The organism is Burkholderia sp. PR2, assembly GCF_052372875.1.
GTDB classification, from domain to species: Bacteria; Pseudomonadota; Gammaproteobacteria; order Burkholderiales; family Burkholderiaceae; genus Burkholderia; species Burkholderia diffusa.
The window spans coordinates 598,435-623,935 of record NZ_JBQRWH010000002.1; the positions used below are offsets into that span (position 1 = coordinate 598,435).

Here is a 25,501-nt window from a genome sequence, read left to right on the forward strand (position 1 = left end):
GCATCACGAATTCACCACATAGTGAACATTCGGGCGCATCGTCCGCGACCCGAAACAAATCCTTAACGGCTGCGTCACGATCGCCCACGACAATCCGCCATCTTCAACACTCAGGATGGAGTCTTGCATGTTTGCGTCACGAAGCCGTTTCCCGCTGCACGTCGCAGCGCTGTCGAGTGCGATCGTTCTCGCCGCATGCGGCGGCGGCGACGATGTCGCGTCGACCACCACGACCAGCGCGGCCATGCCGGCACCGCCGGCCGACCCCGGTTTCGTCGACAGCGCGCCCGTGCCGAGCGTGCCGGCCTTCGTCGACAACATCGCGACCAACCAGCGCGGCGACGCGCGCTATGCAACGCTGTCGACCAACGCCGCCGTGCGCGTGGTGAGCCGCTTCCTCGACCTGTGGCAACCGGCGACGATGCTGGTCGATGCCGGCGTGAGCGCGCCCGCCAACGGCGCGTTTCCGGCGATCTCGCCGTCGACCTGCTCGGGCCTGCCCGGCAGCGGCACGCCTTGCGGCACGATCCTGAACGACACGGTGCTCAACGCCAATGTCCAGTATGTGATCAACGCAACCACCGCCCGCACGCAGCAACAGGCCGACGCCGCCTACTTCGACGACCGGCGCGGCAAGGGCTACAGCGTGACCGACGGCATGGGGCCGCTCACCGACGCATGGCGCACCGCGGCCCAGCAGACGACCAGCATCACGAGCGTGCCCGCCGACGCGACGACGGTGCTGTACAACGATTCCGGCAACAACGTCGGTATCGGCAGCAGCACGAACACGAACTTCGGCAAGGTCGTCGACCTGCTCAACCAGATGGGCAACAACGCGTCGACCGAGCCGTCGAAGCGCTTCTACAAGTATGCGCGGCCGTACCGGTGGAGCACGAGCGTGGTCGTCGCGCCGACGCTCGTGCCGGCGGAAAGCACGACGCCCGCTACCGACGGCGGCTTCATCAGCGGCCACACGGCCGAAGCGGTGCGCGACGCGATGACGATGGCGTGGCTCGTGCCGGAGCGCTTCCAGGAGATGGTCAGCCGCGGCCTCGAACTCGGCGAAAACCGGATCCTCGCCGGCATGCACTCGCCGCTCGACGTGATCGGCGGCCGCATGCTCGCGCTCGCGATCAGCGCGGCGAACCTGACCGCGTACGCGAGCGACGCGCAGGCCGCGTATGCGCAGGCCCATCAGACGCTGCAGCAGCTCACGGGAACGACCGATACGACGTTCGCCGCCTTCGCGCACTCGGGCACGCCGACCACCGACCGGTTTGCCGATTACGCGACGAACAAGACGGCCTTCGCGCGCCGCATGACGTTCGGCTTCGGCACGATCGAATCGATCGGCGCGCCGCCCGTGGTGCCGAAGGGCGCGGAAATTCTGCTGCAGACGCGCTTCCCGTATCTGAGCGCGGATCAGCGGCGCGTCGTGCTGAAGACCACCGAAGTGCAGTCCGGCTATCCGGTGATGGACGACGCGGAAGGCTGGGGGCGCCTGAACCTGTTCGCCGCGGCCGACGGTTACGGCGCGTTCAGCGGCAACGTCGTCGTGTCGATGGACGCATCCCAGGGCGGGCTCAATGCGGCCGATCAGTGGCGCAACGACATCGCCGGCGCCGGCAAGCTGACGCTGCAAGGCACCGGCACGCTGACGCTCGCCGGCAACAACAGCTATACGGGCGGCACGCAGGTGAGCGGCGGCACGCTCGCCGCTGCATCGGCGAGCGCGTTCGGCACCGGTGACGTCTATGTCGGCTCGGGCGGCAGCGTACGGATCGCGGCCGCGTCGCCCGTGACGGTCGCGACACGCTACACGCAGCTCGACAACACGACGCTCGAACTCGATATCGACGGCAACGGCGGCGGACGGCTGCGCGTCGGCGGCCCGCTCACCGTCGCGGGTGGCACGCTGCACGTGAAGTTCGTGAACGGCTATGCGCCGAAGGCCGGCGACACGATCGCGCTGATCGACGGCGCGGCGGCTTCAGCGAAGTTCTCGACCGTGACGGTCGACGGGTTCAAGGCGACGCCGGTTTATACAGCGACGGGGGTGTCGATGAGGTTGTCGGCGTCATGATCCGGAGCGGTGCGCGCGGGACGTTCATCGCTTCGGACTTTCCGCCGCGCCGCGCCTGATCGGTGCCCGCATCCACGTGGATTGCACGCGCCCTCCGGAACAGCCCGGCCGCCATGCCGAACTGACTGACGGTCAGGCCGATATCGCGGTTCATCGTCAGCGCCGCGAAGCCGATGTTGGTGCGATCGATGTAGTTGAAGCAATTGCGGTCGACCTGGCCGACCTGCCGGCCGGGCCGCTCGACGAAGCGCAGGACAGGGCGCTGTTCGCGCGCTTCGGCATCCCGCCCGCGCGGGAAGGCATCGTCCGCACCGCCGCGGATGCGGAGCAGGCTGCGCGCGACTTCGACGATCGCGTCGTGCTCGAGCGCCTGTCGAACCGCATCACGCACAAGAGCGATGTCGGCGGCGTGGCGGTCGGCCTGAGCGCGGACGGGATCGGCGGGCGTCTCACGCGCATGCGCTGCGACGTCGAGATCGCGGCCGGCTTCGCGCCCGATGTCGAAGCGCTCGCCGCCGCGCTCGTGGCGTTCTCGCGCATGGCGCTTCAGCTCGGCGAGCGGCTCGTCGAAGCCGAGATCAATCCGCTGTTCGTGCTCGACGCCGGCCAAGGCGTGCGAGCGGCCGACGGCGTTGCCGTGCTCGCTTGACGCGGCTGCGGCCGATCGTTCGCGCGATGCAACCGCTGTCGCATGAACGGCCGGCCGTCCCGCGTCAGCTCGCGCCGTCCGCCGGGTGTGCGCATCGAGCCCGCTCGATACATGCGCAAAGCGCTTCGGCGATCGCATCGAGCGATACGCCGGGCCCGAAAGTCGCTGCGACACCCTTCGCCTTCAGATGTCGCGCATCCGCGGCGGGAACGATGCCGCCCAACACCACCGGAATCTCGGCGCGACGCGATGCCAGTTCGTCGAGCAGCTCTTCGACGAGCTCGAGGTGGGCGCCCGACAACGACGAAATGCCGACGATATCGGCGCCGTGCGCCTGCGCTGCTGCCGCCACGGATGCGGGTTGCTGAAAAAGCGGCAGGCGAACGACGTCGAATCCGGCGTCCTCGAGCGCGGCTGCGACGACGGCCGCACCGCGGTCGTGTCCGTCCTGGCCGAGCTTGGAGATCACGATGCGCGGCCGGCGGCCGGCCCGTTTCGCCAGCCGGTCGACGCGGCCCTTCGCCGCCCGCCATGCGGCGTCGCCTTGCCGATGGTCGCCGTAGACACCCTCGCCGTCCGCTTCCACCGCCGCGGCATGCCGCGGCCATACCGATTCGAGCGCGCGCGTACACTCCCCGACGGTCGCACGTGCCCGCATGCAGTCGATCGCCAGTGCGAGCAGGTTTCCGGTGCCGTCGCGCGCCGCATCGGCCAGCCGCCGCAACGCCGTCGCAACCCGCACCGGATCGCGCGCGGCCTTGACGGCTGCGATTCGCCGTTCCTGCCCGGCCCGAACATGACGGCCGTCCACCTCGCGCACCATGAACGCGTCCGTCGGATCGCTCGTGACGAAACGGTTCACGCCGACCACGGTCCGGCGCCCGGAATCGACCTGCGCCTGCGTCGCGGCCGCGGCACGCAGCAAGCGCCGTTTGACCCAGCCGGACTCGATCGCGGCGATCACGCCGCCCTGCGCGTCGATGGCGGTCAGCTCGGCGCGCACACGTGTCGCGATACCGTCCGTCAGTGACTCCATCATGTACGAACCGGCCCACGGATCGACCGTGTCGCACAGTCCCGTTTCATGCTGCAGAATCAGCTGCGTGTTGCGAGCGAGGCGCGCGGCCGCCGCCGAGGGCAGCGCAAGCGCTTCGTCGTACGCATTCGTGTGCAGCGACTGCGTGCCGCCGAACGCCGCGGCCATCGCCTGCGCGGTCACGCGAACGATGTTGTTTTCCGGCTCCTGTGCCGTCAACGACCAGCCCGATGTCTGGCAATGCATGCGCAGTGCGCACGCCCGGGGCGAACGCGCGCCGCACGCATGCGCGATCTCCGCCCACAGCAGACGCGCCGCGCGCAGCTTGGCGATTTCCGTATAGAAATCACTGCCCACGCCGAAGAAAAAGCTCAGACGGGAGCACGCTTCATCCGCGGGCATGCCACGTGCGGCCAGCGTGTCGACGTACGCACGCGCGTTCGACAGCGTCAACGCGAGTTCGAGCACGGCATCGGCGCCGGCTTCCTGGAAGTGATATCCCGACACCGACAGCGCATTGAAGCGCGGGGCGTGCTCCGCCAGCCACAACGCGACGTCTGCGACGATCCGCATCGACGGCGCCGGCTCGAATATCCACGTATTGCGGACCATGTACTCCTTCAGGATGTCGTTTTGAACCGTCCCGCCGATCCGGGCGGGCGGCACACCCTGCTCCTCGGCGGCCACGACGAACGCCGCCATGATCGGCAGGACCGCGCCATTCATCGTCATCGACACGGTCGTGCGGTCGAGCGCGATGCCGTCGAACAGTCGCACCATGTCCTCGACCGTATCGATCGCGACGCCGGCCACGCCGACATCGGCCCGTGCGTCGGCGCAATCCGAGTCGTAGCCTCGCTGCGTCGCCAGGTCGAATGCCACGGACAGCCCCTGCGCGCCCTGCTCGAGTGCCGTGCGAAACGCGAGATTGGAATCGGTCGCGTCCGCGTGCCCCGTGTATTGCCGGATCGTCCATGGGCGATCGGTATACATCGACGCGTACGGCCCGCGCACATAGGGCCATGCCCCGGGCATGCCGTCGAGATGCGCGACCGCTTCGAGATCGCGCTGCGTGTAGAGTGTGCGCAGCGGCACCGTCCGCGCGCCTCGGTCGTTCCGCGCGACGCTCTCCACGTCAGCGCCCGGCTCCATGATTGTCGCTTCGTTCATGCCCGGCTCCAGTGCTTTTGCGTGATCACGTCGGCAATCTTCGTCCCGTCGCTGTCGCGGACGATTTCGCTCCAGTGCAGCAAGCCCCCCGCATCAGGTCGGGCACGCAAGAAACGCACGGTCAACGCATCGCCGATGTCGAGATTTCCGTGAAAGTACAGTTGACGCGCCGCCAGCACCGGTGCGTGCGCGAAGCGGTAATGCTGCCATTCCGCGCGGTCGACGAATGCCTGGAAGCTGGCGAAGTACAGCAGGTCCGCGCCGTTGAAATCCATGTTCGGGCACGGCAGGAACGAGACGCTTGCGCCGTCGTCCTCGGTGAGGCCGGCGAGCGCCGGTACGATCGACAAATCCCGCACCCGCAACTTCTTCGCCCGTTCCGCCATCGACAGCGCATCGGCCGGGACCGGTCCGGTGCGGCCGTCGACGCCGGTCATTCGCGCCTTCATCACCGAACGGTTGCTGCCGGCATGTTCGCGCGTCACGAACGTCGACATCATCCGCACGACTCCGGCTTCTTCGTTGCCGTGCCGGATCCGCTGTTCGCTGAAATGGCGAATCGGGCCGACCCGGTGAAGCGCGACATGAAGCGCGAACGTGTCGTTCTCGCAAATCGCTTGGCGGCGGTTCATGTCCACGCGCACCGCAACGAACGACGCGTAGGCACGCCGCCCCTCATCGTCGAAGAACTCGGGCACGTCGCGGCCGCTATGCGCGGCCAGCGCGTCCCAGTGGCGTTGCCCGCACTCCTTGAGCAGCCAGTTTTCCGCGAGCCCCGTGTGCGCGAGTTGCGGCATGCCGGCCCGATAGCGATGGATGGCGGTATGCATCGGCGTCAAGCGGCCAGGCTTTCGGCCGAGCACCGCGCGGCCGTTATCTCGACCTGGATCTGGTCGACGATATGGGCGGCATCGCGCGCAACTCCGGAGAATCGACCCGAACCCCACGTGTACAGCCAGGGCAGCCCGACGAAGTAGAGCCCCGAAACCGGCGTCACGCCGCGCCGGTGCGCGGGATAGCCGCGACCGTTGAAGACGGGCTCATCCAGCCAGCTGAAATCCGGGGTGAAGCCGATGCACCAGATGACCGATGCGATGCCGCTGGCCGCGAGATCGAGCGCCGTGCGCTCGCCGGCCGGACGCCACACGGGTTCGTAGCGCGTCGCCGGCGGCGCCGCGATCCGGTTTTTCTCGATATGGGCGTCGATGCCGGCATTGATCCCGTTGTACGTATCGTCCGCGCTGTCGAGCCGCGCCGACAGATCCGCGGAGAATCGCAACTGTCCGTCCGTGAAATCCTCCAGCCGACCGTACAGTTCCATCCCTTCGACGGCAAAGCGGCGCAGATCGATGTCGCGCCCGCCGTCGCGGCCGGTCACATAGTGGTTGGTGTTGTCGCGCACACCTTCACGCAGCGGATGCGCATCGACCGGCATGTCGTAGTACTGCATGTCTGCCAGCCAGTCGACGACGTCCCTGCCCCGGTAGAAACGGGCACAGCGAGGGGCATCGCCCACCGCGAGGAACACCTTTCGTCCGGCGAGGTGGAGGTCTTCCGCGATCTGCGCACCCGATTGTCCAGATCCGACCACGAGAACCGGTCCGTCCGGCAAGGCGGCCGGATTCCGGTATTCCGAAGACTGGATCTGCACGATCGATGCAGGAAGCCGCTCGGCCATGCGCGGGACGATCGGCCGATGGTAGCCACCCGATGCAACGACGACCCGATCCGCCGTGTACGTGCCGCGCGACGTCGCGATGCGATAGCGTCCGTCCGCGTCGCGCGCCACGCGCTCGACCGCAGTGTGTTCCAGCACCGGTGCATCGACGCTGCGGATGAAGCCGTCGAGATACTCGACGATCTCGTCCTTCGTCATGAAGCCGTGCGGATCGGCACCGCGATACGGATAGCCCGGCAGCGCGCACTGCCAGTTCGGCGTCACCAGGCAGAACGCGTCCCAGCGCTGCTTGCGCCACGTGTGCGTCACAGTTTCCTTTTCGAATACGAGATGATCGATGCCTGCCTGCTTCAGGTAGTAGCTGATCGACAATCCCGCCTGCCCGCCACCGATGACGGCTACGCCGAGATGGGAATCGATATCCGGGAGGCTGGATGAAACAACGCTTTCGCTTGACATGATGCAGTCCTGAATGTGTGTTGAAGACGACAATGGATTTCCGTATGCCGGACGCCTCAAACGAGCTCGATGACGGTCACGGTCGCATCGCCCTGCGGCGCAAATCGTTCCGCGTGCGCTTCAATCCGTGCCAGCTCGTCCATCGCGGCCGAGCAAGCGAACCCGTATTTTTCGCGTACGCGATCGGACGCGATACCCAGCGCGCGGCGGGCCCGCTCGACGAAATCGTCAAGCGCGTACTGCGTGTCGGGCGCAAAGAATTCCGACACGACGGTCGAAGGCGAATAGCAATTGGTTTCCGACTGGTCGGGCCAACGAACCCGAAAATGCATGACCGGCATGATTCCTCCTCACTCGGCGGACGATGCTTGCGCACGCTGCGCCAGCCTGTCCTGGTAGATGTCCAGATGCCTGCGCGCACTCGCTTCCCATGTGAAGCGGTTCAGCAGCGCGGGGACGGCATGTGCGAAATCGGGAGCACGCCGTCCCGTGAGCGCATCGCACAGCGCGTCGGCAATCGAATCCACGTCGTCGGGATCGGCCCAGATGCACGCGCGCTCGTCCAGATACTCGGTAAAGGGGGCGATTTCCGACACGACGACGGGCTTTCCGCAGGCGAGCCCCTCGAGGACGACCAGACCGAACCCCTCCCGGATCGACACCATCGACACCACGTCGGCGCAGTGCATCAGCGCGATCAGCGCCGCGTCGTCCAGCGGCCCCGTCGGTACGACGGGTTCGTCGACACCGATGCCCAGCCCGAGCGCTGCGGCACGCGCGACGAAACGGCGCGCATATGCATCGTGATCGAGCAGACTCGCGCCGCCCCCGATCACGAGCCGTGCCTCGGGTATCGTGTCGCGCAGCCGTGCGAACGCCTCGAGCAACGCAATCGAGTTTTTCCGCTGCTCGATCCCGCCGATCGCCAGGACAACCGGCGCGCCGTGCAGGCCGAATCGCTGCCGCACCGCCTGCATGTCCGCCTGGTGCGCACGAGCGAACCGGGCAACGTTCACGCCGTTGGGCACGACGCTTGCGTCGACCCCGAACGTGTTCCGCATCGTGGCCGCCCAGGCGGCGCTCACGCACAGCACCTGATCCGCCTCTCGCCACGCGCGCTCCTGCCAGCGTTCGAGCTGCGGGTCGTCGAATACGTCGAGGTGATGTACGGTCCGTACGAATCCATCGATTGCCCCTGACTGCTTCAGCTCGGCCAGTGCATTGCCCGTGATGCTGTCCTGTGCATGCAGAACGTCGAACCCGCTTGCGTCGTGCTCCAGCAAGGTGTGCTTGATCGCGGAAATTCGCGCGCGCACCATTTCAGCGACGCTGCGCGGATGGCCATCGACGCGTGCCAGCACGACGCGGCACGGGACCTCGCGGAACATCGCCTCGCCCGGCGCGGCCGGCGCGAACACGGTGACGTTGCTTCCCGTTTCGTGCAGCGCACGGGCGAGTTCAAGTGCGTGCACGACACCGCCGCGCGGATTGACCGAGTGGGTAAGCAGCGCTATGCGCAACGTATCGCCGCTCATCGCACACCTCCGCCGACGCCGGTCATGAACGGTTCGATCCGGAAATCCCACAGCATCGCGGTTTCGCCCGCTTCTTCGACGACGACCTCACGCGTTGCATCGATATCGCCGATCACGGCGCACGCGAGCCCGCGCGCCGCGAAGCGTTCCGCGATCGCGTCGGCATGCGCCGGCCGGGCCGCCATCAGGAATCCGTAGCTCGGAAAGGCCGTCAGCCAGCGATCGAAGTCGACGCCAGGCGGACGCGGAATCGCGTCGAGCTCGATGCGCGCACCGACGCGCGAGCATTCGGCGAGCATCAGCGCCGTACCGAGCACGCCCGCCATCGAGATATCCTTCGCGGCATCGCACAGCCCGTCTTCAGCCAACGTCGGCAGAATCTCGAGATCGCCACGCAGCCGGGCCGGCGGCGCGGCGACCGACGCATTCCAGAACGGATACGGCTCCTCGAATGCGCCGCGCAGGTCGACCGCCATCATCAGGCGATCGCCCGGCCGCGCGCTGAAGCTCGACAGCAGCGCGCGCGCCCGGCCGACGATCGATACGGCCAGTTGCCCCTGCGCGCTGCGCGTGTTGCTGTGGCCGCCGACGATCGGCACGCCATACGCCGCCGCCGCCGCGGCCATCCCGGCGAGCACCGGGCGCGCGGCGTCGATTCCGTCGCTCCACAATGCGTCGACGACGGCGATCGGCCGCCCACCCATCGCGTAGATGTCGCTGACGTTCGCCATCACACCGCTGTAACCGGCGAACCACGGCATCGACTCGACGAAATCGCCGACCATGCCCTCGATCGCAAATAGCAAGTAGCCGTCCGCGTCGGGAATCGCCGCGCAGTCGTCGCCGAGTGCAACGGCCTGTGCGAGATCCCGTTCGCCGTTCGGCAATGCCGCCGCGAGCGACGCCACCACGCCGGAAATGTCGTGCTTGTGCTGGAAGCCGCGGCTTGCGCGCAACGTTGCGATGCGATCTTCGACACTCATTGCCGCCCCTCCGCGCGCAGGACGAAACCCTCGAACGGCGTGCCGCACGGCGGATAGTGCGCAAGCTGCGCCTGCATCAGTTGATGAGGACGTCCGAACAACGTTTCTTCGCCGAGCGCGTCCCAGTGAAGCCGACGAAACAGCGGCACATTCTGCGCTTGCACGTGTGCGACGAAGGTCCGGCAACCTTCGGCATGCGCGCTGCTGACGGCCAGCGCGATCAGCATCGAGCCGATCCGGCCCTGCCTGCGAAACGCGGGATGCACCGCGAGCCGCGAACCCATCCAGGTTCCGGGCACGGTTTCATGAATCCGCACCGTGCCGACCACCTGCTCCGGCAGCCCGGCGCAGCAGCTGACCGCGACCAGCAATTGCGCGTGGCGATCGATATCGTCGCGATCGTCGCCGGCGAAGATCCCCTGCTCGATGCAGAACACCGCCCGGCGCAGCTTGTACGCTTCATCGATTTCCCAAGGAAGCTCCGCCCATTTGATCCGGTATTCGGCAGGCCGGTAGGTGTCGCGGCTGTCGGCCAGTCCCATCTCTGCGCAGTACATGCTCACCCCTCGTAGGTCGAAAGCGACGAGCAGGCGCCGCACTTTCCGCAGCCTGCCTTGATGTCGGCGGAGCGCATGCCGGCGTCGCGCAGCATGGCGCCGAGCGGTTCGAGCACCGCCCGCATGAAGTCCGGCGACGGCGCGGGATGACTCTCCAGCGGCGTGCCGCTGATCGGGACGAACGGCACCACGAACGGATACACGCCCAACACGATCAGTTCGCGCGACATGTCGAGAATCGCGGTCGCGCTGTCACCGAGCCCGGCGAGGATGTAAGTGCTGACCTGTCCGCGGCCGAACACCGCGACGGCCGCGCGGAATGCCACCATATACCGGGACAGCGGCACGCTCGCCTTGCCTGGCATGATTCGTTCGCGCACGGCCGGCGTCACGGCCTCCAGATGCATGCCCAGCGTATCGATCCCGCTAGCCTTCATCCGGTCGAACCAGGCGTCGTCGTCGGGCGGCTCGCATTGGGCCTGGATCGGAAGATCGACCGCGGCCCTGATCGCGAACGCGCTTTCGCACAGCACGCGCGCACCGCGATCCGGCGTCGGCGGTGTGCCGGTCGTCAGCACCATGTGCTTGACGCCGTCGAGCAGGACCGCAGCGCGCGCAACCTCGGCGAGTTGTTCGGGCGTCTTGCGTGCGATCGTCCGGCCGGCCGCAAGCGACTGGCCGATCGAGCAGAACTGGCAGGTCTTGCGCCGGCTTTCGTAGCGAATGCAGGTCTGCAACACCGTGGTCGCAAGCACATCGGCACCATGCAGCGTCGCGATGTGCGAGTACGGCACGCCCTCCAGCGTCTGCAACGCGTAGAAGCGCGGGCTCGACGGAAAGCTGATGCTCGCGATCGGGATGGTGCCGCGCGAGAGCAGGCTGACACCCGCCGCATCGGGCGCCGCCGCGACGAACGGCGAATCCCACGCGGTGCTCGTGTGCACGGGCACCATGATGGTCACGCCGTCGACCGTCACGGCCTTGTGATCGGATGGTCCGGCGCCGCCGCGCCGGCTCGCGGCGCCAACCCTCGGATCCGCGAGGCGCAGCCCCACCGACTGCAATTCAGTCATCAATTGCCGGCTCTGCACCGACGGTTTCGCGTTCGCGCTCATGGCAATGTCCCTCGAAGTCGCGTGCGGCCGACCCGCTGATCCCCATCGGGGTCACCGTCGTCGCCGGCCGATCGTTGATGGCAAGACTCAGCAGCTCCGGCCGCGCATAGTGGCCGACCGAATCCATCATTCGCTTGCGCTTGGTGATCAGCGACATGTCCAGGTCGGCGATCACCATCCCTTCGCCGGCCCGCAAGGGTTCGGCCAGATGCTGCCCCTCCGGTGACACGATCGCGGTATTGCATCCGCCGCGCAGGGCTTTCTGCAGATTAGGATCGCCCGTGATCGACTCGATCTGGGCGTCCGTCAGCCAACCGGTCGCATTGACGACAAAGCACCCCGACTCCAGCGCGTGGTGGCGGATCGTGACCTCGATCTGCTCCGCGAAGATCGGGCCGACCAGCGAACCGGGGAACTGGCTGCAATGAATTTCCTCGTGCTGCGTCATCAACGCATAACGGGCGAGCGGGTTGTAGTGCTCCCAGCACGCGAGCGCACCGACCCGTCCGACACCGGTCTGCGCAACCTTGAGTCCGGCAGCGTCCCCCTGTCCCCAGATCATCCGCTCGTGGAACGTCGGCGTGATCTTGCGGCGCTTCACCGCGAGGCGCCCGTCGACGTCGAAGATCAGCTGCGTGTTGTACAGGCTGCCGTGGTCGCGCTCGTTCACGCCGAGCACGACCACCATCCCGTGCAGGCGCGCACGCTCGGCAACCGCATGCGTCACGGGGCCCGGCACCGCCACGGCCTGCTCGTAGAGCCGCATGTGATCGGCGCCGGACGCGACCGGCGTCCGCACGAACGAGAAGTACGGGTAGTACGGCACGAATGTTTCGGGAAAGACGATCAGCTGGACACCCTTGCCGGCGGCCTCGTCGATCGCCGCGCAGACCTTGTCGAGCGTGCCGCCGGCGCGGTCCAGATCGGGTGCGATCTGGACGGCTGCCGCCCGGATGATGCGTTTGTCGGACATGATGGCACCCGTCATTCGGTCAAACGGTCCAGGTGTGGATGATCAGCGCGTTCTCCTTGCGGTGAAGCAGCTGGATATCCAGCACGTCGAGCGGATTGATCGGTCGAATGCCCTCGATCAGCGACGCTTCGCCATGCCCGTAAAGCGCCTGCAGCGCAAAGCGGCACGCATAGACTTTCCCGCCTTCTTCCATGAACTTGACGAGCTGCTTGTTGAAGTTCAGGTGACCGGGAAATGCCTCGTCGCCCAGGGTCGGAAACCCGCGTTGCAGGCCGAGCGTCACGCCGGGGCCGTAGAGCAGCACCGACGTCTCGAACCCCTTGCGCTGCAGGCGCGTCGCCTGCAGGAGGTTCACGAAGCCGATCGATCCCTCGAACGCAACCGTGTGGAACGTCACGAGCGCCTTCTCGCCCGGTTCCGCCTTCACGTCTTCGAATACTTTTTCCTCGTAGTCGACGAGGAAATCTCCCTTCTTGTGCAGAGGCTGATTGACTGCGGGCATGGCACGCTCCGTCTGAAAATGAGTTGAGTGAGGTTCCCGGACGCTTTCGAATCCGGGCGAGCTCATTAACGCAACGCATATGCCAACCAGGCGCAGACCCGATGCAATCACTCTCCAATCATTCAATCGAAAAATGCCGCTGCAGTCGGTCCGATCCTTGCGTGCCCCAATTCGGATCCAACTGGAACAGGCCTGTCCGGGCCGAACGGCGCACCTGACTGATGCAGCGCGCGTGAACCGGTGCGCGTCTAGCGTGCATCGATGCATCAATCCGATACACGATGCGATCAATGCAATCAGTCGGCTTCGACGTGGCGATATATATATTTCCGATTAATGCGCCATGCTAACGTTTTGATGAATCGTCAAATGGAAACGGGTATGGATTACGCAATCCATCATTGGTCGAAGCGCTTGTTGGAAAGCAGGAAACCGGCCTATCTGCTGATCCCCGACCTCATCGAGGAAGACCTCGCGGCCGGCCGGCTGAAACCGCGCGACCGCCTGCCCGGGCTGCGCGATCTCGCCGGCGCGCTGAACCTGAACTACACGACGGTCGCCCGTGCTTATGCGGAAGCCCGCCGACGCGGCTTGCTCGATACACGGGCAGGAAGCGGTACGTTTGTGCGCGGCCCAACGCAAACGGTCCCGCTGTCGGGCGGCAGCAGCGTCGAGATGTCGATGAACATGCCCCCTGAACCGGCCGAGATGATCGGCCGGCTGCAACAATCGGCAGCGGCATTATTCGCCGCAGCGGATCCTTACCAACTGATGCGATACCAGGACTTCGGCGGCACACCGGCGGATCGCGCCGCCGGCCGCGCATGGCTGGCCAATCGCCTGCCCGGCTGCAGCGGCGATACCGTGCTCGTGTGCCCGGGGATCCACAGCGCCCTCGTCGCGCTCGTCTCCCGGCTTGCGCGCCGCGGTGACTCGATCTGCCTCGATTCACTCGCTTACCCCGGCATCAAGGCCATCGCATCGCAACTGGGCGTGCAATTGCAGCCGCTGCCTCGGGACGACGACGGTCCGTTGCCGCACGCATTCGAATCGCTCTGCAGAAGCGGACAGCCCGCGGCGCTGTACTGCAACCCGACCCTGCAGAATCCGAGCACGCTCACGATACCGTTCAGGCGCCGCGAAGCGCTGGCCGATATCGCGATGCGCTACAGCGTGCCCATCATCGAGGACGACGCCTATGCGATGCTGCCGCAGAGCGCACCGCCACCCCTGGCGTTGTTGGCACCCGAACTGACCTATTACGTCACCGGCATGTCGAAGAACCTCGGCGCCGGGCTGCGAATCGCTTACCTGCTGGCGCCGACGGCGCGCGAAGCGCAGCGTATCGCCGGTGCATTGCGCGCCACGACCGTGATGCCGAGCCCGTTCACGATGCTGCTGTCTACCCAGTGGATCAATGACGGCACGGCAAGCGAGATGCTGGCCGCAATCCGATCCGAGGCGCATTCGCGGCAGGCGATCGCTAGCCGCGTTCTCGGCGCATGGCCTTTCGAAGCGCATCCCGACGGTTTCCATCTCTGGTTGCCGATTCCCCGCGAGTGCCAGTGGACTGCGCCGGACCTGGCGCAATATCTGCGGAGTCGGAACGTCGCCGCCGTGGCAAGCGCGGCATTTTCGACGGACGGCGACCCGCCGGCGGCGATTCGCATCTGCCTTGGCGGGCCGCAGGATCGGGAGCGGTGTCGGGACGGCTTGCAACTCGTCGCCGACGCACTGGCCGACGCACATCATCTTTACAGTGCGGCGATGTAGCGGCGCCGGGGTCGCGGATGGATCGCACGAACCGGACGCCGTGCCGCAGGTCAACGTGTCGCCCGAATGCGCCGCATGTCCCCGCTAGCTGGGAAGCTTCAATAGGTTGTATCGATGGCTCATCCGAACTGAGTCTCGGTTCCTGGAAGTCGTCAAACACTCAACCTTCCAGGAACCCAGCCGGATGGACACGCATAAGAATGCCCGACGCACTTTCGCGCATCGACTTGAGATGGTTCAGGAGATCACCGAATCCGGTTCGAGTGTGCCGCCCCGAGTTTTGTGGAGGCTACAGCTCTTGAGGGAAATGGTATGGACGCCCCCTCCCACGGCGTACGGTGGCGTCCAATTGGGGGCAATGGGCGTGGTGATTGGGAACGCAAGCCGCCGAAGCCCATACGGAACGCTCGATGCGTGAACGGCGCCTGCGTGACTCGGCCGTTCCCGCGGATCGTCCAATGCGGCCAACGCTTAGCCCCGCGGCCAGTTCAGGAACACGATGCCGTCGTTGTAGTCGTCGTCGGTGCCGTCTTCCGAGCCGACGATCCCGAAGTACGACTTCTTGAACAGATCGACTTGCCGCGAGCCGAGCCGCGACGGCTTGCCGTTCACTGTCACGATCACGCGCACGCGCCCCTTGCCGGAGTCGAGTACCTTGGTGCCGAGGTTCTAATCCTCTACGCCCGCGCCCTTGAACGTGGCGGCGGGTTTCGGGTTGTCGTCGATATAGATGTCGATCGTCTGGTCGTTCGCCGCATTGGTGAGCGCGGTAACGCCGAACCGGGTGTTCGGCGGCAGATTGAAGACACCGTCGCGCTCGCCGCCGACGCCGATGTTGCCCGGGGCCGGGCCCGAACCCGTGCCGGTGCCGCCGCCTTCGCCGCCCGGATTGCCCGGCGTGCCGCTACCCGCCGACGACGACTGCCCGGCCGTGCAGCCGATCGCAGAAATACTCGCATACGAATCGATGTGCATCGCACTGCCGCTACCGCTCAATGCAAGCCAGAAGATCGAGAAGTTCAAACTGCGTCTGCAGGCGGCCGAATTCCCCGAAACCTTGTGGGATCGCGAGAAAGCCAGCGTTTCGATGGAACGCTGAGGTTCCGGCGAAGACGCGAATGCCGATTCTTCGCGCCTTCAGTCGTTCGCTTCTGAATCGAGGCCTGCGCACGCAGGCCTCATCCGAATATGCGTCAGTTGCCGTTCGTCTCTCCGGACGATTCATGTCGCGTATAGACCGCAAGACCCCACGTCAAAAGCGCGGCGAGCGCGAGCGACACCGACATCGCCAGCATTCCCGGTGCATACGAATGCGTCGTGTCCTTGAGCACGCCGACCATCCACGGGCCGACGTAGCCACCGAGGCTGCCCATCGAGTTGATGAACGCCATGCCGCCCGCCGCCGCGATCCCGGTCAGATACCGCGACGGCAGGCTGTAGAACGCCGGCCGCGCCGCGCTCAACCCGATCACCGCGAACACCATGCCGACGAGCGCAGGCAGCAGCGACGAAAAAACGACGGCGAAGATCAACCCCGCGGCGGAGACGACGCACGCCAGCGCGAGATGCAGCAGGTGCCTGCCGTGACGCTCCATCAGCCTGGCCCACACGATCATGACGACCGCGGCGACGAGATACGGCACTCCCGACAGCAGGCCCACCGAGAACGTCGACAATCCGTGCCCCTTGAGCATCAGTGGCAACCAGATCGCAATGCCGTTGATGCCGATCCAATAGCAGAAGAGAATGCCGACCATGAACCAGACCCTCGCGTCGCGGAGCACGGCGCCGAAGTTCCTTTTCGGCAGTTCGGCCGATTCCCGGGCCAGGACTTCGGAGAGCGCCGCGGATTCCTCCCGCGTCAGCCAGTTGGCCTGTTCCGGTCGGTCGCGCAGGAGCCACAGGGTCAGCAGGCCGAGCAGGCACGCAGGCAACCCTTCGACGATGAAAAGCCATTGCCAGCCCTTGAGCCCCCCTGCCCCGTCCAGTTGCATGACGAACGCCGCCAGCACGCCGCCCACCACCGACGACAATGGAATCGCGACCAGAAACCACGCCAGCACGCGCACACGCCACGCTTTCGGAAACCAGCACGACAGATAGAACAGCACGCCGGGAAAGAAGCCCGCTTCGGCCGCACCGGTCAGCACGCGAAGTACGTAGAAACTGGTCGGCCCCTGGATGAACGCACAGCCGGCCGACAGCAGCCCCCAGCTGATCATGATGCGGGCCAGCCAGCGCCGCGCGCCGAACCGATAGAGTGCGAGATTGCTCGGCACCTCGAGCACGCAGTAGCCGACGAAAAACAGACCGGCGGCCATGCCGAACTGGCTACCGGTCAGGCCGAGATCGTGGTTCATCGTCAGCGCAGCAAAGCCGATGTTGGTGCGATCGATGTAATTGAAGAAATAGCCGATCGCCAGCAGCGGGACGAGACGGATCAGGTTCTTCCGCAACGCGCGCTGAAGCGCGGCGTCTTTCGTCACATCCGGCCGGTCGTGCGCAATAGAGAGCGTCGATGCCATGGGTTCACCTGAATCCGAAGAAGTGAGCGGGATTGTCGACCAGCATCTGCATGCGGCGCGTCTCGTCCGGCACGATCCGTGCGATCAGATCGACCAGGTCGCCGTCGTCCGGCATCGGATGGCTCAGGTTGACGTGCGGCCAGTCGCTGCCCCACAGAACGCGCTCGGGCGCGTGTTCGGCAAAGCGGCGCGCGACAGGCAGCGTGTCCTCGAATGGCGCCCCGGCCTTCGACATCCGGTCTGCGCCCGACAGTTTGACCCATACGTTTCCCGTATCGAGCAACGCACACAACGCCCGCACTGACGGACTGTCCGCCCCTTCGTCGATGTCGAGACGCGCCATGTGATCGATGACCACCGGCATGTCGAGCGAACGGATGAACGGCGAAAACTCGATGATGTCCTGCCCGGCCACGTGAATCGCCAGATGCCAGCCGAGCGGCCTGATGCGCGCGGCAACCGTCCCGACTGCATTCAAATCCGGACGGCCGCCGAGATGCGCAAGGAAGTTGAACCGTGCACCGCACACCCCATTCGCGTCGTACTCCGCGAGGAGCTCATCGGAATCGCCCGGCCGAACGAGTGCGACACCCTTGTAACGCCCGGCTCCGTCACGCAACGCGTCGAGCATCGGCCGATGATCGAACCCATGGCCCTGGCTCTGTACGATCACGGCGCGCGAGAAGCCGATGCGCTCGTGCAGTCGTCGCAACGCAGTTTCGGGTGCCGCAGACGGATCGAAACTGCGGTCGTCGGGCAGCGGATAGCGGTCGAACGGCCCGAACACATGACAATGCGCGTCGCAGCTGTTTGCCGGCAGGCGCAAGACCGGGCGGCGCGGTTCCGCCAGCGGCGGCGGAGAAAACTTGAGTGAATGCCCCGAGGAATTCGGAGAAGGCATGGTCATGTCGACAGATTCCTTGAAGGTAGGCGAAAGGTATGGGTACCGCACCGGAGAACGCATCGTTGGGCGCGCGCGTGTGGTGCGAATCCGGCATTCATACGCACGTAGTCGGGCGCGAGATTGCGCGTGTCCGATCGAGGCGATCGAGGCGATCGAGCTGTGCGATCAAGTCTTTACTGGCAGTTCGGAATCCTGTTTTCTAGGCCGAACTGGTTGCAGATCGGGCACGCCGATCCGACACAAACCCCATCTGCATTTACGGGTCGGCTGACAGGCCGACATCACGCAGGTACGGCGCATAGACATTGAATACCGTCAGGGAGTGGCCGGCTGCGCCCCGGCGCGTCGCGTCGAGAAGTGCGTGCTCCACGGGCGCGACGAGCGCGACAATGAACCATGCGATGCCTGCCGGTACTGCGCTTTGACGCGGGCCGTCGCGCGTCGGCTGAGCGCGTGATTCGAAAAATCCGCGAAGCTGAAGCACCTCGTTCGACGAGGCCAGTTGGCGTTGCAGCCCCCCGGCGACATCCAGCGCGTCGCCATGCGTCTCGACCGGAATGCCCATCACGACGAGCCGCGAAGTTTCCCATCCGGCATGCTGGGTCGCCGTGGTCCCGGCAAGCGCCGTGGCCACGACGCGGCGTCGGCCCACCGTGCGCGACAGGATCCGGCGTGTCCAGGGCGTCGATTGCCTGCCCGACATCGAGCGATACGCGTCGCTTCGCAGCACGTCGACGCTCGCCAGATCGTAAAGCGCCATCCAGCGGGGCCACCCGTGCACACATACCCATCGCGAAGCCGCGATGCATCCGGGCAGCGATCGGCGCTGGGGGAAATGCTCGGTGTCGTACCAGTCGTTGAACTCGTCCTCGAGATCGGACGGTGGTTCCATCATGACCATCAACATGGCGCTCGGCAGCGTCGTGGCATCGTGCAAGCTCGTCTCCTGTTTATGCCAGTCACTGTGAACACTTTTCCCGGGATTGACCAAAACCTTTTATCGATAGAAACCTATAACCGGAATGAATAGGTCCGCACAGATCTGCCGTATGCGGACCGTCTCGGCAAACGTCGAGCTATTTGGCGGCCGGCAGGTCGACCTCGAGAAACACCGCCGGAACCGAGCCGGTATTGCGCAGCGCGTGCGCGCGCGGGCCGGAAGTGGTGTAGGCCTGACCTGCCAGCGCTTCCCGCGGTGCCGGGGCGCCGTCGAGATACTCGGTCACGGTCCCGCTCAGAACATACGAGACGGACGGCCGATCGCGATGGCTGTGCATCGGTAATACGCCACCGGGCTGTATGGTGACTTCGCGCATTCGCAGTTCGCGACTGCCGGCCGCCGCCAGGAACTCGGCGCTCAACGGGATCGACCCGAGCGTCTTCCCGTCGACGCCGACCCGCTGCGAGGGCAGCGCCTGCGCATGCGAGATGCTCCAGCCCAGTGCCAGTATCGCGCCGACGAGAGGGTGCCAACGCAACTTGTCCAATTTACGATGCATGATCGATTCCTCAAATGGTCTTTCATTACCCGAATGCACGCGCGCACGCATCATTGCATCGTCTTCGCGATCCACGAGTGGATCACGGCAGCGACGTCCAGGTTGTTTTTTTCCTGCATCATCAAGTGCCCGTTGCCGTGAATGCCTATTGCGTCGAGGCGCACGAATGTCGTCTTCACACCGGCCTGTTCGAGAAATGACGCCGTACAGTGGTCATAGGGCGCGTGATAGGACGCCTCGCTGGTCAACACCAGCACCGGCACATGCTGAAGATTCACGAGCTTGCGGGCTGGCTCCTTCTGGAGCCAGCATTTCGTCAGATCCCTTCCGTCTGGTGTGTCCTGCTGTTCGATCGTCAGCTGCGCCGGATCGGTGACGGGCGGGTCGTACTGAACGGGAATGTTCGTCAGCCCCCACGCGAGTTCGGGTTTCGCTTGCGTGGCGTTCTGGAACGGCGGTCCCGACGGCTCGACCGATACGATCCCCTTGACAAGCTGCGGCCTGGCGTCGGCAATCGACCAGCCGAACAGGCCCGCCTGTGAATGGACGAGCAGGATGGCGGGTCCGATCTTGTCGAGCAGCGCGGCCGCCGCATTTTTGACGAGCAGTTCACTCTGCACGTTGTCGGCAAGCGACGGCACGAGTGCGGCATAGAACGCATCGAACACCGGGTCGCCACGCCGCCCGGCATCGGGCCATTGCATGTGCTTTTCCGCCTGCGGCCACCCCTTGTCGCGCTCCGGCGACGTAAAGAGGCGCTGCGCCATCGCGACATCGGTCACCCGAAACCGGCGATCGGCGTCCGTCGACCAGGACGAGCGGCCGCGATCGGGCTGATCGACCATGTAGACCACGTAACCCTGATCGACAAAGTAGTCGGCCCACCCTTTTCGCCCGTCCGCCGTGCTCATCCAGTTCGTTGCCGTCTGGCCGAGGCCGTGAAGAAACACGATCGGATACCGATGCGTGATGCGTGCGGGCGCCCAGCCCTCGACATACATCTGTCCGTCCATCGTCGTCTTGCCGTCCTTCTCGACATACCGCCCGCCGACATAGAACGACGCATGCCGCGTGACTTTCGTCGGGATGAACTGCTGCGGGCCGAACTCCGCCGCCGACGCCATACCGCCTGCGGCGGACGTGATCGCCACGGCAGTCGCCAGGCAGGCCAGCGTCCGGCATCTTCTGAGATGTCTGAATATCATCGATACGTTCCTCGCTAACAATACAAAATTGGTTAGTACTTAAGACCTTCACCCATTCGATACGACACCGGCTCGTTCGTTTGCTCGTGAAGGCGATCGGTCCATACCAGGTCGTACGGCAGGCGAGCGACAGGACCGGACTCGCCGGTCAGGACATCGACGATCGCGTCGGGCGCCGCACCGAAATTGGCGACGATCGCTGTCGCGCGGTTCGCGATACCGGACAGGTCGATCGGGCGCTCCATGTATATCGACGCGATGGTCGGCACGACGGCGGCAGTTTTCTCAAGCACGGCGAACGCCGGATCGTCCGCCCTGAAACGCGTGCTGCCTTCGCGGTACCGTGCACCGAAGAAAAAGTTCGGATGCAGCATCTCGAATGGCGTCGCCATACCGACGACGGCAAAATCCGCTTCCTCGGGACGCTGCACGACCGTGAACCCGCGCCGTCGCATTGCCTCCGCGTCGAATCCGTACACGAATACCTTCGTCATCCTCCGGCTCACCGGCAGCAGATGTCGGCCGTTCTTCAGCAGTACCTGCGAGCGATGCTGCGCATCGAGTGCGATCCGCCTGAATTCGGCATTTCCCACGATCGACGAGGCACGGCCGGCATCGACGTACGGATCCTCGAAGAGCCCCTGCTCGAACTTCTGCGTCATGATTCGCCGCACCGCTGCATCGACCCGCGACACGTCGAGTCTTCCGCTCCTGACGAGACCTACGACGATCTCCGGGTCGCTCGTGCCGCCGAACTGGTCGACCCCTGCATCGATCGCCTTCAGGAAGCGCCCGGCCTTGTCGAGTGCTTCGACACCCCACGGCATCGCGATGTCGGAGAACTGTGGCTTCTCGCCGGGATTCGCGCCGTTCCGGCATACCCGCGTGCAATCGTCAGTGATCTGCCAGTCGGACAGCACGACGCCGTCGAACCCCATGCGGCCGCGCAATACATCGGTCAGCATGGCTCGGTTGAATCCCATGCCAACCGGATCGACCGGTCCGGCGCTGCCGCGCACGCGAAATGGCGCCGCAGGCATCCCGTACGAAGGCATCACCGCGCCGACTCGCGCGGCGAATGCGCCGGTGAACGGCATAATGTGCCGCTCGATGTTCGCCCCGTCGATATCGAGCAGACGTCCGTAGTAGTTATGTGCGTCCGCCCCGTCGTTCATCGTCGCGCCATAGCCGACCCAGTGCTTGACGACCGACACGACGCTGCTCCGGTGAATCCCGGATTCGCCGTCCTGCATGCCGGCGACATAAGCGCGAACGAATCGAGCGGAGGCCGTCGGATCGCTTCCAAACGTTCCGCTGCTGCGATGCCAGCGCGGATTGACGGCCAGATCGGCTTGCGGCGACAACGCCATCCGGATACCGACTGCCAGGTATTCCCGGCGCACGCTGTCGGCGAACCGACGGACCAGTTCCGGATCGCCCGTCGCCGCCATTCCGGCGGGATCCGGCCATTTCGTGAAGGCGCCGGCGGCGACGCTTACACCCTGTGCATACGAGAACTGGCTGCGCGGATCGCTGCTGACCGTGACGGGAATCCCGAGGCGCCCCTGCTCTGCAATCGCCTGCAGCGCGTTTTGCTGATTCGCCAGGCTCGCCGGGTCGGCTTTGAGCCGGTTCAGAAAAAACGTCACGTGCCGGTCGAGCACGAGGCGGCCGACGGCAGCCATGTCCCATGCCGAGCCGGCTCCCGGCACGCCCGCCGCCTCTTTCGCCGGTGGATTCGCGTGCATCATCGCGCCGGCCTTTTCCTCGAGCGTCATTCTTGAAACGAGATCGGCAGCCCGCACTGCAGCGGGCCGGCGCCAATCCTTGTAAGGCTCCAGCACGCCGCTGCGGTCCAGATCGCGGAACAGCAATCCGTCGGCGTGGATCAGCGGAATTGCACCGCCGGCGAGTCTGACCTGCTTCGAGGATTCCGGGCGCGAGGTTCCGCATCCGGACACTGCCAGAATGGAGAGCAACAGTACGCCGACTACACCAGAGATGGATCTTGATCGAATCACCTGGATTTCATCCTTTTTCGAAAGGTACTGAAGGAGAAATTCGCCGAAGTGGACTGCAACCTGCCAGTCGCTCCGGCACGATATGCGCCGCCTTGACAATCGATCGCCGAACTTCAGAAGCGATGGCTGACGCCGAGCTCCGCACCGACGAGCAGGCGCCCGACCGGCTGCGTGCCGAAGCCGAATGCATCGCCGCCCTTGTTGCTCAGTCGCACAACCGTTCCATACGTGCTCGTCCTCTTGGAAAGCGCGTACGTGTAGCCCACAGCGACCTGGGTGGCGTGATTTGCATCGATCGAGGTCTTGCCCAATGCACCGGATTCACTCACACGCGTGAAGTTGGCGCGAAAGGAAAGAAACGGATTGACGGGTACGATCACCCCGGCTTGTGCTATCAGCCGGGACGCTTCCAGATACTGGTTGCGCACCGCCGACCCCAGTAATGTCAGGTACTTGAGGTCATAGCTGACCGCAAAGCCGATGCGCTTGAGCGGCCCCTGCAGACCGTCGAATACGCCGAATGCCGCCGTGACGTTGACGGTGTCGTTCGCATAGCCGACGCGGCCGCCCGCATACCGCTTCGCCCGCTCGCCTCCACCCAGCGCATAGGCAGCCTGCGCGTAAAATCCGCCGAGACGGGGCGGCGTGTAATACGCGATCATGTTGTCGGCACGAGCCCAAAGCCCGGTCGCCTCGATGCCACTGCCGAACGCCGTCGAATAGAATTTCCCCTGGTCGGCCAGACCGCTGACGCCAAACGTGTCGAACTCCCCAAACGACGTATAGCTCGGCGTCAGATCGTGGCCCATCCGCAGTTCGCCGTAGCGGTCGATCACGCTCAACGTCGAACGCCGGTTCCAGTAGCGGGACGGATTGCCCGTGCCGTCATTGAAGTTCACCGTGCCCTCCAGCCAGGCGCGTACCTTCGTTCCTCCTCCGATATCCTCGTCCGCCCGAAAGCCGAGCCGGCTCGCGGCAAGTCCCCCGCTTCCGATCGAATAGGCGGCATCCGCCCCGTTGCCAATGCGCCTGACCGACGCGTCTGCTACGCCGAAGAGTGTCGCACTGGATTGTGCGGCGGCAGCTCCTGAAATCATCAGCATTCCGATTAACTCGATCCTTCGACTTCTCATCGACCATCCCCAGAAATTCGTATCGTTGTACTTATTGATCTGATGTCGCCAGCAGACCTTTGAGGTCCGTGCGTCGATCCTGATCGGCCATGTCACTGCATCTGCGAGCGCAAGGGACATGCCATCTGCGCCCCATCGAATCCGATCACCATGCGATCAGGCCGGTGTCGCGCAGTCGCCGGCGCAGGCATCGAACTCCGCCGAAACGTCGCTCGCCCCTGCTCGCCGACCGCGTGCCCGTTCATGGTGCGACATCGGTTTCCGGAACGTGCGCTCCGCACCGCAATCCACCGAAATGCCGGCGCGCAGAATATCTATCGTCTGCGGACGATACCCATGTCGAACTCGAACCGTATTTGCTGACAACCGCAGCTCGAGTCAGAACGATAAACGATCCCTTATTTCTCGCAATGGCGCAGTTTCATTCCTTGAAACAAGGGCGTTGACTATTATGTAGTTGCGTAAATTAATCGGCGTCATTCGCACATCGCCGTCGCTTGCGCGTTCGACACACGAGATCAATGGCGACACACGACATTCGATATGGATACCTGACGGTTCTCCGCAGTGCCGCCCAAGGTCCGGCATCGCGCAACGTGACGACACGACGCACCAATTTTCTCGCCCCTGTCGCGGCAAACAATCGAAATTGAGGAGGGTGGACAGCGTGACATGACACGCGAAGTCGTATCGGGATGCGCATACGGACAGGTCCGCACACGTCAGGTGGAAAGCTTGCGGGGGAGCACGGCGCACTCCCCTCGATCATGCACGGCGGCCCGATGGAGCCGCCATGCATGATCATCACTGCGCGGCGTTGATCTTCCGCGCAAAGGCTGCGATGGCGTCAGCCATTGCGGCCGGCTGTTCGGGTGCAAGCGCGTGGCCGGCATCCGGAATCCTCACGATCGTCACGCGATCGCCGAGCATCGACTTCAACACGTTGGAGAACCGGCGCGGCGCAACGGCGTCGTGCTCGGCTTGCAGGTCGAGAATCGGCACGGTGCCGGCCGCGAAATACGCATCGACCGGCGTCGTCTCGCGCGCATGCGATTCGGCGTCGTGCGTGGCGGCATGCCAGCCGTCGAGCCAGACCCGCGGATCGTTGCCTGGTGCGAAGAATGCCTTCTTCAGGTATTCGATCCGCTTGGCTTCCGGCAGCGAAAGGTCCCCGGCGCCGTCGATCGCCTGCCGAATCTCCGCGCTGATCGGCTTTTCCGTCGAACCGGGCGGCACCTTGCCCGCGGACGCGGCCGCGAGCACGACCCCGCGAACGAGATCGGGCCGATCGACGGCCAGCATGCGCGCCGGGAAGTTCCCCCATGCATGGCCGACGACGATCGCCGGCCCGCGATGCTCGTTCTCGATCACGGTCGCTACGTCCGCCGCGAAATCATGAACCGACAGGTTTTCCATCGGCCCCTTGCTCTGTCCGATGCCGCGCGGCTCCGGACGCAGCACGCGAAAGCCGTCCGCCACGAGCCGCGCGGCAACCACGTCGTAATCCCGACCCGAGCGCCCGAGCGACGGCAGGATCACAATCAGCGGGCCTTGCCCCTGGCGCATCACCTCGATCTGCACGTCGCCATGCCGGACGATCTCCCGATCGACCGCAGCCACGCCGGACGATGCAAAGGCGGACGCCGCCCACCACAACACGCATGCGGCGACGATGCCGCGCTTCGATACCTTCATGAT

The 25,501-nt window shown here is 65.2% G+C and carries 21 protein-coding genes and 2 pseudogenes; 4 read left to right on the forward strand and 19 right to left on the reverse strand.

What is annotated here, in order from left to right; all coding sequences use genetic code 11:
* The first annotated feature begins 127 nt into the window (after positions 1–127).
* A complete protein-coding gene (locus tag ACT2FV_RS14295; RefSeq protein ID WP_444504144.1) occupies positions 128–2,086 on the forward strand; it encodes a phosphatase PAP2 family protein in 1,959 nt (652 codons plus the stop codon).
* A 208-nt stretch (positions 2,087–2,294) separates the two neighbouring features.
* Positions 2,295–2,735 (forward strand): annotated as a pseudogene (locus tag ACT2FV_RS14300) (acetate--CoA ligase family protein); the annotation flags it as partial.
* 64 nt (positions 2,736–2,799) lie between these two features.
* Here the strand turns inward: ACT2FV_RS14300 and scpA are convergent.
* Genes scpA through ACT2FV_RS14350 form a run of 10 tightly spaced genes read right to left on the reverse strand, consistent with a single transcriptional unit; the run spans position 2,800 to position 12,743 of the window.
* The gene (gene scpA, locus ACT2FV_RS14305) at positions 2,800–4,941 is read right to left on the reverse strand and encodes a methylmalonyl-CoA mutase (protein WP_444504145.1); all 2,142 of its coding nucleotides are present in this window, start codon (positions 4,939–4,941) and stop codon (positions 2,800–2,802) included.
* A complete protein-coding gene (locus tag ACT2FV_RS14310) occupies positions 4,938–5,771 on the reverse strand; it encodes a Pnap_2097 family protein (protein WP_151047777.1) in 834 nt (277 codons plus the stop codon). Before ACT2FV_RS14310 ends, scpA begins: the two co-directional genes overlap by 4 nt.
* Before the next feature lie 5 nt (positions 5,772–5,776).
* The gene (locus tag ACT2FV_RS14315) at positions 5,777–7,078 is read right to left on the reverse strand and encodes an MSMEG_0569 family flavin-dependent oxidoreductase (protein WP_151047774.1); all 1,302 of its coding nucleotides are present in this window, start codon (positions 7,076–7,078) and stop codon (positions 5,777–5,779) included.
* Between the two features lie 56 nt (positions 7,079–7,134).
* Positions 7,135–7,419, reverse strand: coding sequence for an MSMEG_0570 family nitrogen starvation response protein (locus tag ACT2FV_RS14320; protein ID WP_059599611.1), 285 nt, complete (start codon positions 7,417–7,419; stop codon positions 7,135–7,137).
* A gap of 9 nt (positions 7,420–7,428) precedes the next feature.
* Positions 7,429–8,613, reverse strand: a complete 1,185-nt coding sequence (locus ACT2FV_RS14325) for an MSMEG_0565 family glycosyltransferase (protein ID WP_151047771.1) — start codon at positions 8,611–8,613, stop codon at positions 7,429–7,431.
* The gene (locus ACT2FV_RS14330; protein ID WP_444504146.1) at positions 8,610–9,596 is read right to left on the reverse strand and encodes a sll0787 family AIR synthase-like protein; all 987 of its coding nucleotides are present in this window, start codon (positions 9,594–9,596) and stop codon (positions 8,610–8,612) included. Before ACT2FV_RS14330 ends, ACT2FV_RS14325 begins: the two co-directional genes overlap by 4 nt.
* Positions 9,593–10,153, reverse strand: coding sequence for an MSMEG_0567/Sll0786 family nitrogen starvation N-acetyltransferase (locus tag ACT2FV_RS14335; protein WP_226117060.1), 561 nt, complete (start codon positions 10,151–10,153; stop codon positions 9,593–9,595). Before ACT2FV_RS14335 ends, ACT2FV_RS14330 begins: the two co-directional genes overlap by 4 nt.
* 2 nt (positions 10,154–10,155) lie before the next feature.
* Positions 10,156–11,226: an MSMEG_0568 family radical SAM protein gene (locus ACT2FV_RS14340; RefSeq protein WP_444504282.1), complete on the reverse strand. Its 1,071-nt coding sequence runs from the start codon at positions 11,224–11,226 to the stop codon at positions 10,156–10,158.
* Positions 11,219–12,241, reverse strand: coding sequence for a Nit6803 family nitrilase (locus ACT2FV_RS14345; protein WP_444504147.1), 1,023 nt, complete (start codon positions 12,239–12,241; stop codon positions 11,219–11,221). Before ACT2FV_RS14345 ends, ACT2FV_RS14340 begins: the two co-directional genes overlap by 8 nt.
* Positions 12,242–12,260: 19 nt before the next feature.
* Positions 12,261–12,743 carry an MSMEG_0572/Sll0783 family nitrogen starvation response protein gene (locus ACT2FV_RS14350; RefSeq protein WP_059599615.1) on the reverse strand — a complete coding sequence of 161 codons (483 nt, stop codon included), beginning with the start codon at positions 12,741–12,743 and terminating at the stop codon, positions 12,261–12,263.
* Positions 12,744–13,124: 381 nt separating this feature from the next.
* On the opposite strand from ACT2FV_RS14350, the gene ACT2FV_RS14355 reads away from it, so the two are divergent.
* Entirely contained in the window at positions 13,125–14,516 is a 1,392-nt protein-coding gene (locus ACT2FV_RS14355; protein ID WP_444504148.1) for an aminotransferase-like domain-containing protein, read from the forward strand.
* Positions 14,517–14,987: 471 nt separating this feature from the next.
* On the opposite strand, the pseudogene ACT2FV_RS14360 reads toward ACT2FV_RS14355, so the two are convergent.
* A pseudogene (locus ACT2FV_RS14360) lies at positions 14,988–15,359 on the reverse strand (fucose-binding lectin II); the annotation flags it as partial.
* Positions 15,360–15,483: 124 nt separating this feature from the next.
* Between ACT2FV_RS14360 and ACT2FV_RS14365 the strand changes: the two are divergent.
* Positions 15,484–15,615 (forward strand): hypothetical protein, encoded by a 132-nt coding sequence (locus ACT2FV_RS14365; RefSeq protein ID WP_444504149.1) that lies wholly within the window; start codon positions 15,484–15,486, stop codon positions 15,613–15,615.
* A gap of 94 nt (positions 15,616–15,709) precedes the next feature.
* Here ACT2FV_RS14365 and ACT2FV_RS14370 read toward each other — a convergent pair whose 3' ends face one another.
* From ACT2FV_RS14370 to ACT2FV_RS14405, 8 genes are all read right to left on the reverse strand, one after another.
* Complete coding sequence (locus ACT2FV_RS14370) at positions 15,710–17,041, reverse strand: MFS transporter (RefSeq protein WP_444504150.1); 1,332 nt, start codon at positions 17,039–17,041, stop codon at positions 15,710–15,712.
* 4 nt (positions 17,042–17,045) lie between these two features.
* Positions 17,046–18,005, reverse strand: a complete 960-nt coding sequence (locus ACT2FV_RS14375) for an amidohydrolase family protein (protein ID WP_260436511.1) — start codon at positions 18,003–18,005, stop codon at positions 17,046–17,048.
* A gap of 196 nt (positions 18,006–18,201) precedes the next feature.
* A complete protein-coding gene (locus tag ACT2FV_RS14380; protein ID WP_444504151.1) occupies positions 18,202–18,882 on the reverse strand; it encodes a hypothetical protein in 681 nt (226 codons plus the stop codon).
* Positions 18,883–19,021: 139 nt separating this feature from the next.
* A complete protein-coding gene (locus ACT2FV_RS14385) occupies positions 19,022–19,444 on the reverse strand; it encodes a cupin domain-containing protein (RefSeq protein WP_444504152.1) in 423 nt (140 codons plus the stop codon).
* 50 nt (positions 19,445–19,494) lie between these two features.
* Positions 19,495–20,595 carry an alpha/beta hydrolase gene (locus ACT2FV_RS14390; protein ID WP_444504153.1) on the reverse strand — a complete coding sequence of 367 codons (1,101 nt, stop codon included), beginning with the start codon at positions 20,593–20,595 and terminating at the stop codon, positions 19,495–19,497.
* An 86-nt stretch (positions 20,596–20,681) separates the two neighbouring features.
* Positions 20,682–22,628: a glycoside hydrolase family 3 protein gene (locus tag ACT2FV_RS14395; protein ID WP_444504154.1), complete on the reverse strand. Its 1,947-nt coding sequence runs from the start codon at positions 22,626–22,628 to the stop codon at positions 20,682–20,684.
* Between the two features lie 155 nt (positions 22,629–22,783).
* Positions 22,784–23,923, reverse strand: coding sequence for a porin (locus tag ACT2FV_RS14400; RefSeq protein WP_151047758.1), 1,140 nt, complete (start codon positions 23,921–23,923; stop codon positions 22,784–22,786).
* Between the two features lie 684 nt (positions 23,924–24,607).
* Positions 24,608–25,498, reverse strand: a complete 891-nt coding sequence (locus ACT2FV_RS14405; RefSeq protein WP_444504155.1) for an alpha/beta fold hydrolase — start codon at positions 25,496–25,498, stop codon at positions 24,608–24,610.
* Positions 25,499–25,501: the final 3 nt, after the last annotated feature.

Bases quoted from the DNA above. Each gene is read 5' to 3' on its own strand.
- ACT2FV_RS14295 (WP_444504144.1), top strand. From the start codon at position 128: ATGTTTGCGTCACGAAGCCGTTTCCCGCTGCACGTCGCAGCGCTGTCG.
- scpA (WP_444504145.1), bottom strand. From the start codon at position 4,941: ATGAACGAAGCGACAATCATGGAGCCGGGCGCTGACGTGGAGAGCGTC.
- ACT2FV_RS14310 (WP_151047777.1), bottom strand. From the start codon at position 5,771: ATGCATACCGCCATCCATCGCTATCGGGCCGGCATGCCGCAACTCGCG.
- ACT2FV_RS14315 (WP_151047774.1), bottom strand. From the start codon at position 7,078: ATGTCAAGCGAAAGCGTTGTTTCATCCAGCCTCCCGGATATCGATTCC.
- ACT2FV_RS14320 (WP_059599611.1), bottom strand. From the start codon at position 7,419: ATGCCGGTCATGCATTTTCGGGTTCGTTGGCCCGACCAGTCGGAAACC.
- ACT2FV_RS14325 (WP_151047771.1), bottom strand. From the start codon at position 8,613: ATGAGCGGCGATACGTTGCGCATAGCGCTGCTTACCCACTCGGTCAAT.
- ACT2FV_RS14330 (WP_444504146.1), bottom strand. From the start codon at position 9,596: ATGAGTGTCGAAGATCGCATCGCAACGTTGCGCGCAAGCCGCGGCTTC.
- ACT2FV_RS14335 (WP_226117060.1), bottom strand. From the start codon at position 10,153: ATGTACTGCGCAGAGATGGGACTGGCCGACAGCCGCGACACCTACCGG.
- ACT2FV_RS14340 (WP_444504282.1), bottom strand. From the start codon at position 11,226: ATGACTGAATTGCAGTCGGTGGGGCTGCGCCTCGCGGATCCGAGGGTT.
- ACT2FV_RS14345 (WP_444504147.1), bottom strand. From the start codon at position 12,241: ATGTCCGACAAACGCATCATCCGGGCGGCAGCCGTCCAGATCGCACCC.
- ACT2FV_RS14350 (WP_059599615.1), bottom strand. From the start codon at position 12,743: ATGCCCGCAGTCAATCAGCCTCTGCACAAGAAGGGAGATTTCCTCGTC.
- ACT2FV_RS14355 (WP_444504148.1), top strand. From the start codon at position 13,125: ATGGATTACGCAATCCATCATTGGTCGAAGCGCTTGTTGGAAAGCAGG.
- ACT2FV_RS14365 (WP_444504149.1), top strand. From the start codon at position 15,484: ATGTGCATCGCACTGCCGCTACCGCTCAATGCAAGCCAGAAGATCGAG.
- ACT2FV_RS14370 (WP_444504150.1), bottom strand. From the start codon at position 17,041: ATGGCATCGACGCTCTCTATTGCGCACGACCGGCCGGATGTGACGAAA.
- ACT2FV_RS14375 (WP_260436511.1), bottom strand. From the start codon at position 18,005: ATGCGTTCTCCGGTGCGGTACCCATACCTTTCGCCTACCTTCAAGGAA.
- ACT2FV_RS14385 (WP_444504152.1), bottom strand. From the start codon at position 19,444: ATGCATCGTAAATTGGACAAGTTGCGTTGGCACCCTCTCGTCGGCGCG.
- ACT2FV_RS14400 (WP_151047758.1), bottom strand. From the start codon at position 23,923: ATGTCCCTTGCGCTCGCAGATGCAGTGACATGGCCGATCAGGATCGAC.
- ACT2FV_RS14405 (WP_444504155.1), bottom strand. From the start codon at position 25,498: ATGAAGGTATCGAAGCGCGGCATCGTCGCCGCATGCGTGTTGTGGTGG.